The organism is Mesorhizobium sp. B2-4-2, from assembly GCF_006442845.1.
GTDB lineage: Bacteria > Pseudomonadota > Alphaproteobacteria > Rhizobiales > Rhizobiaceae > Mesorhizobium.
Genome location: NZ_VFVM01000013.1, coordinates 111351 through 126695 on the forward strand (window position 1 = coordinate 111351; position 15345 = coordinate 126695).

The 15345-nt window shown below is 62.0% G+C and carries 17 protein-coding genes; 14 read left to right on the forward strand and 3 right to left on the reverse strand.

From position 1 onward, the window contains the following. Positions 1 to 10 precede the first annotated feature (10 nt). The 4 genes from ugpC to FJ942_RS24480 all read left to right on the forward strand — a co-directional run bounded on the left by ugpC (position 11) and on the right by FJ942_RS24480 (position 4395). Entirely contained in the window at positions 11 to 1093 is a 1083-nt protein-coding gene (gene ugpC / locus FJ942_RS24465) for a sn-glycerol-3-phosphate ABC transporter ATP-binding protein UgpC (RefSeq protein WP_140899221.1), read from the forward strand. Between the two features lie 36 nt (positions 1094 to 1129). Further along, positions 1130 to 2455, forward strand: a complete 1326-nt coding sequence (locus FJ942_RS24470; protein WP_140498408.1) for an ABC transporter substrate-binding protein — start codon at positions 1130 to 1132, stop codon at positions 2453 to 2455. Positions 2456 to 2561: 106 nt separating this feature from the next. Continuing rightward, positions 2562 to 3500, forward strand: a complete 939-nt coding sequence (locus FJ942_RS24475; protein ID WP_140498409.1) for a sugar ABC transporter permease — start codon at positions 2562 to 2564, stop codon at positions 3498 to 3500. A 1-nt stretch (position 3501) separates the two neighbouring features. Beyond that, positions 3502 to 4395: a carbohydrate ABC transporter permease gene (locus FJ942_RS24480; protein WP_140581255.1), complete on the forward strand. Its 894-nt coding sequence runs from the start codon at positions 3502 to 3504 to the stop codon at positions 4393 to 4395. 38 nt (positions 4396 to 4433) lie between these two features. Here the strand turns inward: FJ942_RS24480 and FJ942_RS24485 are convergent, their stop codons facing one another. After that, positions 4434 to 5552 (reverse strand): mandelate racemase/muconate lactonizing enzyme family protein, encoded by a 1119-nt coding sequence (locus FJ942_RS24485; protein ID WP_140899223.1) that lies wholly within the window; start codon positions 5550 to 5552, stop codon positions 4434 to 4436. A 27-nt stretch (positions 5553 to 5579) separates the two neighbouring features. Next, positions 5580 to 6326, reverse strand: coding sequence for an amino acid ABC transporter ATP-binding protein (locus FJ942_RS24490; RefSeq protein ID WP_140899225.1), 747 nt, complete (start codon positions 6324 to 6326; stop codon positions 5580 to 5582). 119 nt (positions 6327 to 6445) lie between these two features. Here FJ942_RS24490 and FJ942_RS24495 point away from each other — a divergent pair, with 119 nt between their 5' ends. The 10 genes from FJ942_RS24495 to FJ942_RS24540 all read left to right on the forward strand — a co-directional run bounded on the left by FJ942_RS24495 (position 6446) and on the right by FJ942_RS24540 (position 14514). Further along, on the forward strand, positions 6446 to 7129 hold the full coding sequence (locus tag FJ942_RS24495) for a GntR family transcriptional regulator (RefSeq protein ID WP_140581261.1): 684 nt from the start codon (positions 6446 to 6448) through the stop codon (positions 7127 to 7129). Between the two features lie 15 nt (positions 7130 to 7144). After that, positions 7145 to 7816 (forward strand): amino acid ABC transporter permease, encoded by a 672-nt coding sequence (locus FJ942_RS24500; RefSeq protein ID WP_140581263.1) that lies wholly within the window; start codon positions 7145 to 7147, stop codon positions 7814 to 7816. Between the two features lie 2 nt (positions 7817 to 7818). After that, positions 7819 to 8472 (forward strand): amino acid ABC transporter permease, encoded by a 654-nt coding sequence (locus tag FJ942_RS24505; protein ID WP_140581266.1) that lies wholly within the window; start codon positions 7819 to 7821, stop codon positions 8470 to 8472. Positions 8473 to 8506: 34 nt separating this feature from the next. Beyond that, complete coding sequence (locus FJ942_RS24510; protein ID WP_181165309.1) at positions 8507 to 9283, forward strand: transporter substrate-binding domain-containing protein; 777 nt, start codon at positions 8507 to 8509, stop codon at positions 9281 to 9283. 69 nt (positions 9284 to 9352) lie between these two features. Further along, positions 9353 to 10462, forward strand: a complete 1110-nt coding sequence (locus FJ942_RS24515) for an enolase C-terminal domain-like protein (protein WP_140514980.1) — start codon at positions 9353 to 9355, stop codon at positions 10460 to 10462. A gap of 5 nt (positions 10463 to 10467) precedes the next feature. Further along, on the forward strand, positions 10468 to 11502 hold the full coding sequence (locus FJ942_RS24520) for a zinc-binding alcohol dehydrogenase family protein (RefSeq protein WP_140899227.1): 1035 nt from the start codon (positions 10468 to 10470) through the stop codon (positions 11500 to 11502). Next, entirely contained in the window at positions 11499 to 12260 is a 762-nt protein-coding gene (locus FJ942_RS24525) for an SDR family oxidoreductase (RefSeq protein WP_140672739.1), read from the forward strand. The genes FJ942_RS24520 and FJ942_RS24525 overlap by 4 nt, the downstream gene beginning before the upstream one ends. 28 nt (positions 12261 to 12288) lie before the next feature. Further along, entirely contained in the window at positions 12289 to 12978 is a 690-nt protein-coding gene (locus tag FJ942_RS24530; RefSeq protein WP_140498420.1) for an RraA family protein, read from the forward strand. 7 nt (positions 12979 to 12985) lie between these two features. Then, complete coding sequence (locus FJ942_RS24535) at positions 12986 to 13282, forward strand: UxaA family hydrolase (protein ID WP_140498421.1); 297 nt, start codon at positions 12986 to 12988, stop codon at positions 13280 to 13282. Further along, positions 13279 to 14514: a UxaA family hydrolase gene (locus FJ942_RS24540; RefSeq protein WP_140899229.1), complete on the forward strand. Its 1236-nt coding sequence runs from the start codon at positions 13279 to 13281 to the stop codon at positions 14512 to 14514. Before FJ942_RS24535 ends, FJ942_RS24540 begins: the two co-directional genes overlap by 4 nt. Before the next feature lie 270 nt (positions 14515 to 14784). Here FJ942_RS24540 and FJ942_RS24545 read toward each other — a convergent pair. Further along, positions 14785 to 15345 (reverse strand): TOBE-like domain-containing protein (locus FJ942_RS24545; RefSeq protein ID WP_181170026.1); only part of this gene is annotated, 561 nt, incomplete at its 5' end.

Consider the following 15345-nt stretch of genomic DNA (forward strand, 5'->3'; position numbering starts at 1 on the left):
AGGAGGATCGATGGCGTCTGTCGCGATTAGCGAGGTTCACAAATCATTCGGGACCGTCGAGGTTCTGCACGGCGTCAGCGTGGACATCGACGATGGCGAATTCGTCACGCTGGTCGGGCCGTCGGGTTGCGGAAAATCAACCCTGCTCAGGATGATCGCGGGCCTGGAAAAGATTTCGCGGGGCCAGATTGCGATTGGCGAACGTGTCGTCAACAACGTTGCGCCGAAGGAACGCGACGTCGCTATGGTCTTCCAGAACTATGCGCTCTACCCGCATATGACCGTCGCCGAGAACATGGCATTCTCGCTCATGCTCAAGGGCGTTTCGAAGGCTGAGAGCGGCGTCGGCGTTCAGCGCGCTGCGGAAATTCTGGGGCTCGTGCCGCTGTTGGCGCGCTATCCCCGCCAGCTTTCCGGCGGACAGCGCCAGCGGGTTGCCATGGGGCGGGCGATCGTGCGCGATCCGGCGGTTTTCCTGTTCGACGAACCGCTGTCCAATCTTGACGCCAAGCTCAGGGTGCAGATGCGCGCCGAGATCAAGGAACTGCACCAGCGCCTGAAAACCACGACGGTCTATGTTACCCACGACCAGATCGAAGCCATGACCATGGCGGACAAGATCGTGGTCATGCATGACGGCATCGTCGAGCAGATCGGGCCGCCGCTGGAACTCTACGACAGGCCGGACAATCTCTTCGTCGCCAGTTTCATCGGCTCCCCCGCCATGAATTTGCTGCGGGGCGAAATCGCGATGGACGGATCGCCGTCCTTTCGGGGCGCGGGCGGAATTTCCGTGCCGTTGGACGCAGCATCGTCCGTCAAAGGCGGCGAGCCGGTGGTGCTGGGCATACGGCCCGAGCATTTGCGGCTGTCCGACCAAGGCATTGCGGTCACCATCGCGGTGATCGAGCCGACCGGGTCGGAGGTACAGCTCATCGGCCGGACAGCCGGCGGTGAAGAGATCGTGGCCAACTTCCGGGAACGTCATTCCTTCACGCCGGGCGAAACCATCCGGCTCACCGCCGAACCCGGGCTCATTCATCTCTTCCACGGCGAAACCGGGCAGCGACTTCAAACGCGCAGCAAGCTGTAGAGACCAAAGCAAGAGAAACAAACAGGAGGAACGAGCATGAAATTCACCAGACGTGACGTGATCCGCACGACGGCCGGCGCTGCCGCCGGCGTTTTGGGAAGCCGCTTCGCCGGCTCCCCGGCATTCGCCCAGGAGGGGCTGAAGTACAAGCCGGAGGACGGTGCGAAGCTCAGGCTGCTGCGCTGGTCGCCTTTCGTGCAGGGCGACGAGGACCAGTGGCTGAAAAACACCAAGCGGTTCACCGAAGCGACGGGCGTGGAGGTGCGTGTCGACAAGGAAAGCTGGGAAGACATTCGCCCCAAGGCAGCGGTCGCCGCCAATGTCGGTTCAGGTCCGGATCTGATGTTCGTCTGGTTCGACGACCCGCATCAGTATCCCGATAAGCTGCACGACGTGACGGAATTGGGCGAGTATCTGGGCTCGAAATATGGCGGCTGGCACGACGGACCAAAGCAATATGCTACCCGGGAAGGCAAATTCATCGGCCTGCCACTCGCCACCATCGGAAATGCCATCGTCTATCGGGAAAGCTGGGTAAAAGAGGCCGGCTTTTCGGAGTTCCCCAAGGACACGAAAGGCTTCCTCGAACTTTGCAAGGCCTTGCAGGCGAAGGGGCATCCGGCCGGCTTCACGCACGGCCATGGTGTCGGCGATGGCAACAACTATGCGCACTGGCTGCTGTGGAGCCATGGCGGCCAGATGGTCGACGAGAGCGGCAAGGTGACGATCAACAGCCCCGAGACCCTCAAGGCGATCGAATACGCGCAGGAACTCTACAAGACTTTTATTCCCGGTACCGAAAGCTGGCTCGACGTCAACAACAATCGCGCCTTCCTGGCCGGCGAACTCAGTGTGATCGCCAATGGCATTTCCGCCTACAACACGGCCAAGATCAACAAGGACAATGATCCGAAGCTGGCGGAGATGGCCAAGGACATACGCACCACCAACCTGCCGATCGGTCCTGTCGGCAAATCCGTCGAACTGTTCCAGGTGACCACAGCCGTCATCTTCGACTACACGCCCTACCCCAACGCGGCCAAAGCCTATCTGCAATTCATGTTCGAGGACCCGCAAATGCCGGACTGGATCACCTCCTCGGCGGGCTACTGCTGCCAGACGCTCAAGGCGTTCGACAACAATCCGGTGTGGACAGCCGATCCGAACAATGCCGCTTACGCCAAGGCTTCGGCGACGCTACGGCCCAACGGCTATGCCGGGCCGCTTGGCTATGCCTCCGCGGCGACCATGGCCGACTATGTCCTGGTCGACATGTTCGCCAAGGCCGTCACGGGACAGGCCACGCCCCAGGAGGCAATGGAAGAGGCGGAAAAGCGCGCAAACCGGTATTATCGCGTTTGATCCATGCCAGCTGAGCCTGGCGGCTCTACCCCGCGCTATCCGACCCTCCGGAAGCGCAGGGCGGCCGCCAGGCCGATCAACGAGACCCTTGCAGGGAGCCCGCCCCATGGCCGTGCCGTCCGTCGCCGCTCAGCCGCGTTCCTCGATGCTGTCGCGCCTGGCCGAGAGCAGGAACGCGCTTGGCTTCGGCTTCATGCTGCCGGCGGCGGCATTGCTGCTTGTCTTCCTGACCTATCCGCTTGGGCTCGGCGTCTGGCTCGGCTTCACCGATGCCCGCATCGGCCGTCCCGGCATCTTCATCGGCATCGAGAACTATGAATATCTGTGGAGCGACGCCGTTTTCTGGCTCTCCGTCTTCAATACCCTGCTCTACACCGTCAGCGCCTCGATCCTGAAATTCGCGCTCGGCCTTTGGCTGGCGCTTATCCTCAATCAGAACCTTCCCTTCAAATCGTTCTTCCGCGCGATTGTCCTGCTGCCGTGGGTGGTGCCGACGGTGCTCTCGGCAATCGCCTTCTGGTGGATTTACGATTCGCAGTTCTCGATCCTGTCCTGGGCGCTCCAGCAGATGGGCCTGATCGACCATCGCATCAATTTCCTCGGCGATCCGGAGAACGCGCGTGCTTCGGTGATCGCGGCCAATGTCTGGCGCGGCATCCCTTTCGTAGCCATCACGCTGCTTGCCGGCTTGCAGACAATCCCCCAATCGCTTTACGAGGCCGCCACGCTCGACGGCGCCAGCCGCTGGCAATTGTTTCGCCATGTGACGCTGCCGCTGCTCACCCCCATCATCGCGATCACGATGACGTTCTCGGTGCTGTTCACCTTCACGGATTTCCAGCTGATCTATGTGCTGACCCGCGGCGGACCGGTAAATGCCACCCATCTGATGGCGACGCTGTCGTTCCAGCGCGGCATTTCGGGCGGCCAGCTCGGCGAGGGCGCCGCGATCGCGGTCGCCATGATCCCATTCCTCCTTGCCGCGATCCTGTTCAGTTATTTCGGCTTGCAGCGCCGCAAATGGCAGCAGGGGGGCGGAGACTGACATGGCTGCGACCAGGAAGACAAAACAGCCGCAGCTTGACGAAGGCGGCATGGGCTATTTGCAGAGCGTGCCGCGCCGTGTGGTGACGGTCTATCTCCCCCTGCTCGTGTTCGTCATCGTGCTCTTATTCCCGTTCTACTGGATGACCATCACAGCGGTTAAGCCCAATGTCGAAATGACCGACTATGCCAATTTCAACCCGCTCTGGGTCGTGCATCCGACATTGGAGCACATCCGCTATCTTCTCTTCGAGACGTCCTATCCGGGCTGGCTGCTCAACACGATCATCATTTCGACCGCCGCCACTTTCCTGTCGCTGTTGGCGTCGGTTTTCGCGGCCTATGCGATCGAGCGGCTGCGGTTCTCCGGGGCGCGGCAGGTCGGCCTCGCGGTGTTCCTCGCCTATCTCGTGCCGCCCTCGATACTGTTCATCCCCTTGTCGGTGATGGTGTTCAACCTCGGGCTTTACGACACACCCTTCGCGCTCATCCTCACCTACCCGACCTTCCTGATCCCCTTCTGCACCTGGCTGCTGATGGGTTACTTCCGCTCCATCCCGTTCGAACTGGAAGAATGTGCGCTCATAGACGGGGCAAGCCGCTGGCAGATCCTGAGCAAGATCGTGCTGCCCCTGTCGGTGCCAGGCCTGATCTCGGCGGGCATATTCGCATTCACCCTGTCATGGAACGAGTTCATCTATGCCTTGACGTTCATCCAGTCGTCCGAAAACAAGACCGTGCCGGTCGGGGTGCTCACCGAACTCGTACGCTCCGACGTCTATGAATGGGGTGCCCTGATGGCGGGCGCGCTGATCGGATCCCTGCCGGTCGTCGTGCTCTATTCGTTCTTCGTCGAGCACTACGTCTCCTCGATGACCGGCGCGGTGAAGGAATAGCGCCGTCCTGATGCCGCGGGCGATTTTCCTGGAATGCCCTAGCCCAGGCTTTTGCCGTAGCGGGCAAAGCTTTCGGCCAGGACAGTCGTGCTCGCACCGGCCCGTTCGGGCCGTTTGTAGATGCCGCCTTCGACGCGGATCGGCTCCTCGAAGTGATCCTTGATCCAGGGGATGTATTCGAGGATCGTCGATGCAGGATGCCAGTAGCTCAGATGCACATGCACCTGGCTCATCTCCCCTGCATGCGGAACGACGGGAAGCCGATGCGCCAGTGCCAGGTCCGCGACCTGGATGTATTCGGTTATTCCTCCGAGCCGCGTGACGTCCGGCTGGACGTAGGCGACGGCTCCTGCATCGACGAAGGAGCGGAACGCGTCGATCGTGTAGAGCTGCTCGCCGAGCGCGATCGGGATCGATGTATTGCGCGCGAGCGTCGCGTGGCTGGCGACATCGTCATACCAGAGCGGCTCCTCGAACCAGTAGATATCTAGGTCGCGCGCCAGCGCGCAGAACCGCTGGCAGGTCGGAAGATCCCACTTGCCGTTGCCGTCGATTGCGATCCGGATCCTTGATCCGACACGTTTGCGCACAGCCGCCAGGCGCTCGACGTCGATATTTGGGTCGTCATGGCCGACCTTGATCTTGATGCGTGTGAATCCATCCTCCTCGACGGCTTTCGCGGAGCCGCGCAGCAACGTGTCCAGATCGAACGAAATCCAGCCGATATCGGTATTGTAGGCCTCCAGGGCATCGGTGCGCGCGCCGCCGAGATAACTCCACAGCGGCAGGCCCGCCCGTTTCGCCTTCATATCCCACAACGCGATATCGATTGCGGCCAGCGCCAGATGCGTGATGCCGGCCCGACCGACCCATTGAAGCGAAGGATGGCGCGCAAGCCTGGTCCATAGACGCTGATGATCCGAGGCGTCTTCGCCTACCAGAAGCGGCGCGTAACACTCGCCGATGCAGGACGTTATCAGCCGGTCGGCGGCCAGATGGGCATGCGTGCCGGTGAAGCCATAACCTTCCAGCCCGTCCGTGGTGACGATCTTCGTACCCACGACACCCCAATGGGTGATGCTGTGGGTCGAGTCCGAAATGGAGTCCGAGGTGAGTGGAAGATGGAGAATAAACGGGCGGACGGAGGCGATTTTCATCTATGACCCTTGGCGGATATGAATTTGTCAATGAAGGAGCTGCGAGAGGAATTCGCGTGCACGCTGATGCTTCGGGGCTGCGAAGAACTCCTTCGGCGTGGCCTCCTCGAGTATCCGGCCCTTGTCCATGAAGACGACCCGATCGGCCACCTGGCTGGCGAAACCCATTTCGTGCGTCACGCAGATCATCGTCATGCCTTCGGATGCCAGCGAGACCATGGTGTCGAGCACTTCCTTGACCATTTCCGGATCGAGAGCCGAGGTCGGTTCATCGAAGAGCATGATCTTGGGCTGCATGCAGAGCGCGCGGGCGATCGCGACGCGCTGCTGCTGGCCGCCGGAAAGCTGGGACGGATACTTGTCCGCCTGATCTGCGATCCGTACCTTGTGCAACATCTCCAGCGCTCTCTCCGAAGCGTCCTTGCGGGATTTTCCGAGCACGCGGACGGGCGCCAGCGTACAGTTCTCGATCACCTTGAGATGCGGGAAGAGGTTGAACTGCTGGAACACCATGCCGATGTCCCGGCGCGGAACCATACGTCCGTGGGACTTCTCGACCAGCGGTTTGCCGTCGATTTCCACCGAGCCTTGCTGCAGGTCTTCCAAGCCGTTGATGCAGCGGATCAAGGTCGACTTGCCTGAGCCAGACGGCCCGCAGACGACAATCTTTTCGCCCTTCGCCACATCAAGGCTGACGTGATCGAGCGCCTGAAACCCGCCGAACATCTTCACTGCATCGCGCAGTTTCACAAAGGCGCTGCCGTTGGCGTGCATGAACTCCTCCTTGTTGCGAGGTTGGCTTGTAACCCGAAAGACCGAAATCGGAAAATAAAAAATTTTCTATTTTTAATTTTTCTGTTGCGCCGAACCGGAACCTGACCGATGCTTGGCCCATGAGCATGATCAAGACGACATTGGCCGAGCAGGCCTACCAGGAGCTGCGCTCGCGGATTGTCGGCGGCAGGCTGGCAGGCGGGCAGCGCCTGTTGCCTAACGAATTGGCGGCGGAACTGGGCATCAGTCCCACGCCTGTCAAGGAAGCCTGCCTGCGGCTGGAGGCGGACGGGCTTCTCGTCAATTCCTCGCGGCGCGGCATGGTGGTCCGCAGCTTCAACGAGGAAGCCGTCGAGGAATTATACGCGGCCAGGACACTGCTCGAGAAAGGGGCCGTGGAAGCAGCCTTCGACGCAGGACGGCTCGATGAGGCGCTGCGGGCGAAGCTCCAAGACAGCCTGGAAAACCACAGGCGCTTCGCCAAAGGGTCGTCGCTCGACGATCTGGCGAAGGCGCTCTCCCATGACCGGGCCTTCCACAGTTCGCTCGTCGGCGCCGCGGGGATACCGATGATCTCCGAGGTCCACTCCCGCATTGTCGGCCAGACGCATACGGTCTTCGTCTCGATTCCAGGCGATTACAGCCGCTCGGTCGAGGAGCACCAGGATATTCTCGATGCCATCGTCGCCGGCAAGAAGAGCCAAATCCTCGCGGCGCTTCAGCGACATCTCGAGAGAAGCCGGCAGAACACCTTGCGCCAGGTAAAAGTCCTTGCGCGAGCGATCGAACCGAACCTTGTTTGAAGACCGGGGACGAGTGTGGGGTACCTAGATTTTTCCGGGACATTCGCGCGCGGCGACCTGTTCGTGCACGCCGCCATGCTGACTGTCGGCCTGTCGGCCGCCGCGCTGGCTCTGGGCATGTGCGTCGGCATCGTCGGCGCCCTGATGAGACTTTCGAGCTCGAAAATCCTCTCCTCAATCGCGGCCGCCTATGTGGAGATCATCCGCAACACGCCGTTTCTGGTGCAGATCTATATCATCTATTTCGGCCTGCCCTCGGTCGGCATCCGCATTTCGGAAGTGACGGCGGCCATCCTCTCCCTGACGCTCTACGCGGGCGCCTATATCACCGAGATCGTCCGTGCCGGCATCCAGACGATCGGCAAGGGACAGCGAGAGGCGGCGCACACGCTTGGCATGTCACCGTATCTCACCTTCCGCTATGTCGTTCTGCTGCCGGCGATTTCAGCGATCTTCCCGGCACTGACCAGCCAGTTCATCCTGATCATGCTGGCGTCCAGCGTCGTTTCCGTCATCTCCGTCCCGGAACTGACCGGCGTCGCCAATGATGTGCAGGGCCTGACCTTCCGAAGCCTGGAAGCCTATCTCGTGGTCGCGGCCATCTACCTTGTCCTGACGGCTGCATTCAAAGGCGTCTTCGCACTGATTGAGCGTGCCCTCTTCTCCTTCCGCTTTGCAGGGCGATGACGATGTTCCAGACATTCAACCTCCATCATGTCGGGTTTCTGCTGCAATGTGCGACGTGGACGGTCGTCCTCTCGGGAATTGCGCTTGCAGGCGGCGCCATCGGCGGATCGATTATCGCCCTCATGCGCCTCTCCCGCTTCGCCTGGATGCGCTGGATCGCACAGGCCTATATCTATGTCATCCAGGGAACGCCTCTGCTCGTCATTCTCTTCATCGCCTATTTCGGCGTCGCCAATCTCGGCTATGACCTTCCGGCGATCTACGCGGCCGGCCTTGGATTTACGCTCTACAGCAGCGCGTTCCTCGGCGAGATCTGGCGCGGGTCGATCCAGTCGATCAACAAGGGGCAATGGGAAGCGTCGTTCGTGCTGGCGCTTGACTGGCGGCACACGATGACCGACGTCATCATCCCGCAGGCGCTTCGCGTCGCCATTCCTCCGACGGTCGGCTTCTCCGTTCAGGTCGTCAAGAACACCGCGCTTGCTTCGGTCGTCGGCTTTATCGAACTGACGAGAGCAGGACAGATCGTCTCCAGCGCCACGTTCCAGCCGCTGCCCGTCTATCTGACGGTCGCGGCCATCTACTTCGGCATCTGCTCCATACTGTCCCATGCCAGCCGCCGCCTGGAGCGCCGCCTGCAGCAGGCAGCCAACTGAAGATCCGGTTCATCACACCAGGGAGGAAAGTATCATGCTATTGAAGAGACTTGCTGTCGGGGTCGCCGCGATGCTGGCGATGATATTGCCCGCAAAGGCCGAGAGCACGCTGGACGCCATCGTGCAGCGCGGCACCATCAATGTCGGCGTCGGCCTTGGAACGCCGCCTTATGGCCTGATGGACAGCAGCATGCAGCCCGACGGCTATGACGTGTCCGTAGCAAAGGCAATCGCCCGCGATCTCGGCGTCAAGGTCAACATCGTCGACACGACGGCAGCCAACCGCATCCCGAACCTGACTTCGGGCAAGCTCGACATCGTGATCTATTCGTTCTCGATCACCGCCGAGCGCGCCAAGGCCATCGCGTTCACCAACACCTACTATGTCGACCAGCAGGTCTATGTCGGTCCCGCCGACCAGCCGATCACCAAGATCGAGGATCTGGCCGGCAGGAAGATCGGCGTGACGCGGGCCAGCACGAACGACATCGTCATGACCAAAAAGGCCGTCGAAGGCGCACAGATCCAGCGCTATGACGATGACGCGTCGACGTCCCAGGCGCTGTTCGCAGGTCAGGTCGAAGGCATCGTGACCAGCGGAGCGCTTGCCCGCGCCGTCGAGGAGCACGATCCCAACCTCAAGAAGCAGTTCGTCGTGGCGCAGGCGCCGATGGGCATAGGCCTGCGCCGCAACGACCCGGACTTCCTGCACTGGCTGAACACGGAGCTCTTCATGCTCCAGTCTACAGGTGAGCTGCAGGCCCTGCAGAAAAAATGGATGGGTGTCGAAGTCGACCTGCCCCGCTTCTGAGAATGACTGGATCCGGGACTCCCCCGGATCCACACATGCCGCTGCGATCGGTTTATCGAAGGTTTTTCCATGAAAATCACGGATGTGAAGGTGCGCTGCTGCCAGCGCAAACCGGGCGATTTTGCCGCCAGCGCGTTTCGAACCGGGGATTTCGCGAAGTTCGAATTTCTCACCGTCACCATGATGACGGACACCGGGCTCGAGGCAACCGCCTTCGGGTTCGCCGGTCGTTCGGCGGCGGGCGCCGGCAGGCTGATTGCCGACACGCTGCGTCCGTTCTTCATCGGCCGTGACCCGCTCGACCGGGAAAAGGCATGGCACGATTTCCGGGTGGCCGACCGCTGGTGGGGCCACTTGCCGATCTATGCCTACGGACCATTCGACACCTGCCTCTGGCTGCTGTCGGCCACCGCCGCCGGGCAGCCTCTCTACAAATATCTCGGCGCCTTCCGCGAACGCGTGCCGGTCTATGGCAGCTCGATGATCCTGTCGGGGCCGCAGGACTATGTGAAAGAGGCGCTGCGCGCCAGGGCCGAAGGGTTGCGGGCCTACAAGCTCCATACACCCGGTCTCGATCTCGACTACGATATCGACGTCCATCGCCAGGTCCGCGCCGCCGTCGGGCCGGATTTCACGCTGATGTCGGATCCGGTCTCGATGTTCAATCTCGAGCAGTCGATCCGCTTCGGTCGCGAGTTGGAAAGGCTCGACTTCTACTGGCTGGAAGAGCCTTTATACGACGAGGACGTTCATTCGCTGCGGGAGCTCGCCCGCACCCTCGAAATCCCGCTCGTCGGGACAGAAGTCCTTGCGAAGCACCCTTACAGCATCGCCGAATGCATCTCGACGCGTGTCGTCGATCGCGTCCGGGCAGACGTTTCCTGGACGGGCGGCGTCACGGGCGTCATGAAGACGGCCCGCCTCGCCGAAGCCTTCGGCGTCAATTGCGAGATCCATACCGCCATCTTCCACCCGATGGAGATCGTCAACCTGCATTGCGCCGCGGCGATCAAGAACTGCGACTTCTTCGAAGTGCTCTATCCAATGGAGAACTTCGCCTTCGGCCTCAAGCAGCCGCTGCCGATCAAGGACGGCTACGCCGCGCCGCCGTCAGCCCCCGGCCTCGGGGTCGAGATCGACTGGGATGCCATCGACAACAGCACGATCTGTGAGGCCTGAGCGCCATGATGAAAGCTGTCTGCCTCGAGGAACCCGGCAAGATCTCGCTGGTCGAATTGCCCGAACCAAAACCGGGCCCGGGCGAAGTCGCGGTGCGGATGGAGTATGTGGGGTATTGCGGTTCCGACCTGACGTCGTTTCGCGGCCTCAATCCGCTGATCTCCTACCCGCGCGTCCTGGGCCATGAAATCTCCGGCACCATCTCGGCGCTCGGCGACGGCGTCAGCGCGCTTGCGGTCGGCCAGTCCGTGACTATTCTTCCCTATTTCAATTGCGGTAGGTGCCATGCGTGCCGCCTTGGCAGGCCGAACGCCTGCAAGGACAACCGGACGATGGGCGTCCAGCGCGAGGGCGCGATGGCCTCGATCATCGTCGTTCCCGCGGGCAAGATCATTCCGGTCGAGGGCATGCGCCAGCGGGACCTCGCGCTGATCGAGCCGCTTGCCGTCGGTTTCCATGCCGTCCGCCGCTCCGAGCTTTCGGCTGGAGAAACCGTCGTCATCCTTGGCTGCGGCGTTATTGGGCTCGGCGCCTTGCTCGGCGCTGTAAGGCGGGGCTCACGCGTGATCGCAGTGGACCTTAGCGCCGACAAACTCGCCATTGCCAAGGCGCTCGGCGCCACTGACATCATCGATGTCTCGCGCGAAGATGTCCTGGCGCATGTCCTGGAACTGACCAGTGGGGACGGTCCGCAGGTCGTCATCGAGGCCGTCGGCGCGGAAGCGACCTTCCGGCAGGCGATCGACCTCGTGGCGTCCTGCGGCCGGGTCGTCTATGTCGGCTACGCCAAGAACAAGATCGCCTACGACACCAAGTTCTTCCTGCTCAAGGAGATGGATATCCGCGGGTCGCGCGGCTCCGAGACCGCCGATTTCCACGATGTTATCGGCTATCTGAAGCAACGTCGGGACGCCGGCGACCGCATCGTCTCACGCGTCGTGCCAATCGAGGAAGCAGGTGCGGCCATGCAAGCCTGGGATAAGAACCCGGGCGGCTTCACCAAGATCGTCGTCCGGATCGAAGCGAAGGAAGACGCATGAGCATCAACGATATCTTCGGGCTGGAGGGGCAGCATGCGGTGGTGACCGGCGGCGGAAGCGGCCTCGGCCTTGCGATCGCCACCTGTTTCGTCGAAGCCGGCGCCAAGGTGACGATCGTCGGCACCAACGCCACGAAGCTCGCTTCCGCCTGCGAGACGCTGGGGCCTTCCGCCACGAGCCATGTCTTCGACGTGACCGACACTGCCGGTGCCACGGGTTTCGCCAGCGACGTGGCAAAAAAATCCGGACGCGTCTCGATCCTCGTCAACAATGCCGGCAACACGGTCAAGAAGCCGCTCGGCGAGATGAGCGTCGAGGCTTTCAATTCGGTGCTGAACGTCCATGTCGGCGGCGCCTTCGCCCTCTCGCGCGCCTTCCTGCCGCAGGTGACGGAAGCAAGGGGCAGCATTCTTTTCACCGCCTCGATGAGCTCCTTCCTCGGCATTCCCAACGTGATCGGCTATTCGGCGGCGAAATCCGCCTATGTCGGCATGGTGAGGGCGCTGGCGACCGAACTTGCGCCCAGCGGGGTACGCGTCAACGGTGTGGCACCAGGCTGGATCGACACCGCGCTTCTACGCCAGGCCACCGCAGCCGATCCGGAAAGGGCGCGCAAGATCAACAGCCGCATTCCCATGGGTCGTTTCGGCGAGGGCGCCGATATCGGCTGGGCCATGACCTATCTCGCCTCACGCGCCTCAGCCTATGTGACCGGCCATATACTGGTGGTCGACGGCGGCGCGCTGCACGGCTTCTGACACCATAGTTTTTCGAGGGAGAAAACAGATGACGACCGATACTGACAAGGCGATCTTCGAAGTCATCCGCAAGGAACTCTTCACGGCCGTCGTCGGCGACGTGCTCGATGTAATGGGCCACCGCCGGCAGTTCCTGCCGGCCGGGATCGTGCCGTTGCAGCCGGAGATGAAAGTCATCGGCCGCGCGATGCCGGTGCTGGAGGCGGACGTGTTTTCCGGCGGTTCGCCGGATGCGCACGGTCCGCTCGCGAACAAACCGTTCGGCCTCATGATGGAAGCGCTGGACAGCCTGACGGAGAACGATGTCTACATCGCCAGCGGCTCCTCCTTCCGCTACGCGCTGTGGGGCGGGCTGATGTCCACCAGGGCCCAGAAGCTGAAGGCTGCCGGCGCCGTCCTCAACGGCTATATCCGCGACTCCTGGGAAATCGAAAAGCTCGGCTTTTCGGTCTTCTCGCGCGGCATCTATGCCCAGGACCAGGGCCCGCGAGGCAAGGTGATCGACTATGGCTGCCCAATCGAGATCGAAGGCATCCTGGTAACGCCCGGCGACCTGATCTTCGGCGACCGCGAGGGCGTGCTTGTGATCCCGCGCGAGGCGGAAAAGGAAGCGATCGAGCGCGCGATCGAGAAGGTCAGCACAGAGAACAAGGTCGCAACCGCGATCCGCGACGGCATGAGCGCCTGCGAAGCCTTCCGTACCTTCGGCGTCATGTGAGCCGACGATGGACGATCCTCGTCTGCTCCTGCTCTGCGATCACGACAATGTGCTGGTCGCCTGCCGGCGCATCGAAGCCGGTGAGACCATCATCGTTGGCGGCGAGTCGCGCATTCTGATCAAGGCCGTGGAGCTCGGCCACAAGCTGGCGCGGCTGCCGATCGCCCCGGGGATGAAGGTCATCAAATACGGCGTCCCGATCGGCTCGGCGACGCGGTCGATCGGACCCGGCGAGCACGTCCATATTCACAATCTGAAGAGCGACTACACCAAAACGCACGTAATAGCGGAGACCGGATCATGACCGGCGAACAGTCCACCATCCTCGGCTATCTCAGGCCGGACGGTCGCAAGGGCATCCGCAACATTGTGATCGTGGCCTATCTGGTAGAGTGCGCGCATCATGTCGGTCGCGAAATTGTCTCCCATTTCCGCGGCAGGGACGTGCATCTGATCGGCTTTCCAGGCTGCTTTCCCAATCCCTATGCGCAGCGGATGATGGAGCGTCTGTGTACGCATCCCAATGTCGCCGCGGTACTGCTGCTGTCACTGGGATGCGAAAGCTTCAACAAATTCTCGCTCGCCCGCACCGTCGAGGCAAGCGGACGGCCGGTGGTCACGCTGACGATCCAGGAAAACGGCGGTACTTTGTCGACGATTTCCGACGGCATCGAATGGGTCGGGCAACGCCTGCAAGAGCTGGGCGCGGTCGCGAGAGTGCCAATGGATGCGAGTGAACTTATTGTCGGCACGATCTGCGGCGGGTCGGACGGCACCAGCGGCATGACCGGCAACCCCGCCGCCGGCCTTGCCTTCGATCGGCTGGTCCGTGCGGGAGCAGCCTGTATTTTCGAGGAGACCGGCGAGCTGATCGGCTGCGAAGAGATCATGGCGAGCCGTGCCGTGACGCCTGAACTCGGCGTCGAGCTGCGCGCCTCCGTGGCAAAGGCAGCGCAATACTACGCGACGCTAGGCTATGGCAGTTTCGCTCCGGGCAATGCCGATGGCGGCCTATCCACCATCGAGGAGAAATCGATGGGTGCCTATGCCAAATCGGGCTCGTCGCCGATTTCGGGCCTCATCAAGCCGGGCGACATTCCCCCTGGCGGCGGACTCTACCTGATGGATGTCGTGCCGGACGGGGACGTGCGTTTTGGCTTCCCCAACATCTCGGACAATGCCGAGATCGTGGAGCTCATCGCTTCCGGTTGTCACCTCACGCTCTTCGTCACCGGCCGCGGTTCGGTCTCGGGGTCGGCGGTCGCACCGGTCATAAAGATCTGCGCCAATCCCGAAACATACCGTCGCCTGTCGGGCGACATGGACGTCGATGCCGGACGTATCCTCGAAGGGGCCGCCACCTTGTCGGATGTCGGCGACGAAATCTTCAATCTGGTTCTTGCTGTCGCCAATGGCCATGCGACGAAATCCGAACAACTCGGGCACCGCGAATTCATCCTGACCTACAAGACTTTCGAACCGATCGGTCCCGCATGTCTGCCGGGCGCACAGCCAAAGGCTGGTCACCGAAGCTGAAGCTGCCGGCGTTTGCCGCATGCTTGCGAGCGTAGCTTGCGTCTGTGCTGAAGCTGCGCGATCCCCTTGACCCTGAGTAAGAGCAATGCGTGGCGGGCCGAACAATCTGGCGACAAGCTCACTCGTTTTGTTTGAAGCGCGGCACGCCGAAACGGATTCATGCGAGCCGCTTAGGTCTTGTTTTGCATGTCGCTAGATCGAACCGAGGTTGCTTGGGCAAACCAGCATTGGGCTGGCGGCTCGCAACCGCCTCACCTCCATACGGACAATTCAAATCAGCGGGCCTGCGTCAGCCATACGCCGCTTCCTGATATCTGGGGGAAGCGTCTTCTCGTTTTGGCGAGGGTTCTGTTCCGCCGGCGCGAATGAGCTGCCTGCCTGGTCGGAAAAAAACAGCTTCCAGCGGCCCGGGCGGAACGCTACCCGGCTCTTCTGGGCCGCGGGGTGGTCGACGGGCAGCTCGATCTCGACGCGCTGGCGTTCGCCGCCGATCTCGAGTTCCACCCGGCGGGTGCCGGCGACGCGGCGGCTGGCGACCACCGTGCCGGCGATGCAGCCAGAGCAGCCGCTCAGCAATTCGACGTCGTGCGGGCGGAAGTACAGCCTGGCGTTGCCGCTGGCGGCCTCCGGCGCCGACAGCCCGATCGGGCGATCGGCGAGCCAGACCTCGCCATTCTCGACCTTGACGGGAAGCGAGCTCGATTCGCCGATGAAGCCATAGACGAAGGGCGAGTTCGGCCTGTCATAGATGTCGTCGGCGGTGCCGACCTGCTCGATGCGGCCCTGGCTCATCACCACGACGCGGTCGGCAAGCTCCAGCGCCTCTTCCTG

What these genes read in the sequence shown, in the direction of transcription:
- ugpC (WP_140899221.1), top strand. Translation starts at nt 11, where the DNA reads ATGGCGTCTGTCGCGATTAGCGAGGTTCACAAATCATTCGGGACCGTC.
- FJ942_RS24470 (WP_140498408.1), top strand. Translation starts at nt 1,130, where the DNA reads ATGAAATTCACCAGACGTGACGTGATCCGCACGACGGCCGGCGCTGCC.
- FJ942_RS24475 (WP_140498409.1), top strand. Translation starts at nt 2,562, where the DNA reads ATGGCCGTGCCGTCCGTCGCCGCTCAGCCGCGTTCCTCGATGCTGTCG.
- FJ942_RS24480 (WP_140581255.1), top strand. Translation starts at nt 3,502, where the DNA reads ATGGCTGCGACCAGGAAGACAAAACAGCCGCAGCTTGACGAAGGCGGC.
- FJ942_RS24485 (WP_140899223.1), bottom strand. Translation starts at nt 5,552, where the DNA reads ATGAAAATCGCCTCCGTCCGCCCGTTTATTCTCCATCTTCCACTCACC.
- FJ942_RS24490 (WP_140899225.1), bottom strand. Translation starts at nt 6,326, where the DNA reads ATGCACGCCAACGGCAGCGCCTTTGTGAAACTGCGCGATGCAGTGAAG.
- FJ942_RS24495 (WP_140581261.1), top strand. Translation starts at nt 6,446, where the DNA reads ATGAGCATGATCAAGACGACATTGGCCGAGCAGGCCTACCAGGAGCTG.
- FJ942_RS24505 (WP_140581266.1), top strand. Translation starts at nt 7,819, where the DNA reads ATGTTCCAGACATTCAACCTCCATCATGTCGGGTTTCTGCTGCAATGT.
- FJ942_RS24510 (WP_181165309.1), top strand. Translation starts at nt 8,507, where the DNA reads ATGCTATTGAAGAGACTTGCTGTCGGGGTCGCCGCGATGCTGGCGATG.
- FJ942_RS24515 (WP_140514980.1), top strand. Translation starts at nt 9,353, where the DNA reads ATGAAAATCACGGATGTGAAGGTGCGCTGCTGCCAGCGCAAACCGGGC.
- FJ942_RS24520 (WP_140899227.1), top strand. Translation starts at nt 10,468, where the DNA reads ATGATGAAAGCTGTCTGCCTCGAGGAACCCGGCAAGATCTCGCTGGTC.
- FJ942_RS24525 (WP_140672739.1), top strand. Translation starts at nt 11,499, where the DNA reads ATGAGCATCAACGATATCTTCGGGCTGGAGGGGCAGCATGCGGTGGTG.
- FJ942_RS24530 (WP_140498420.1), top strand. Translation starts at nt 12,289, where the DNA reads ATGACGACCGATACTGACAAGGCGATCTTCGAAGTCATCCGCAAGGAA.
- FJ942_RS24535 (WP_140498421.1), top strand. Translation starts at nt 12,986, where the DNA reads ATGGACGATCCTCGTCTGCTCCTGCTCTGCGATCACGACAATGTGCTG.
- FJ942_RS24540 (WP_140899229.1), top strand. Translation starts at nt 13,279, where the DNA reads ATGACCGGCGAACAGTCCACCATCCTCGGCTATCTCAGGCCGGACGGT.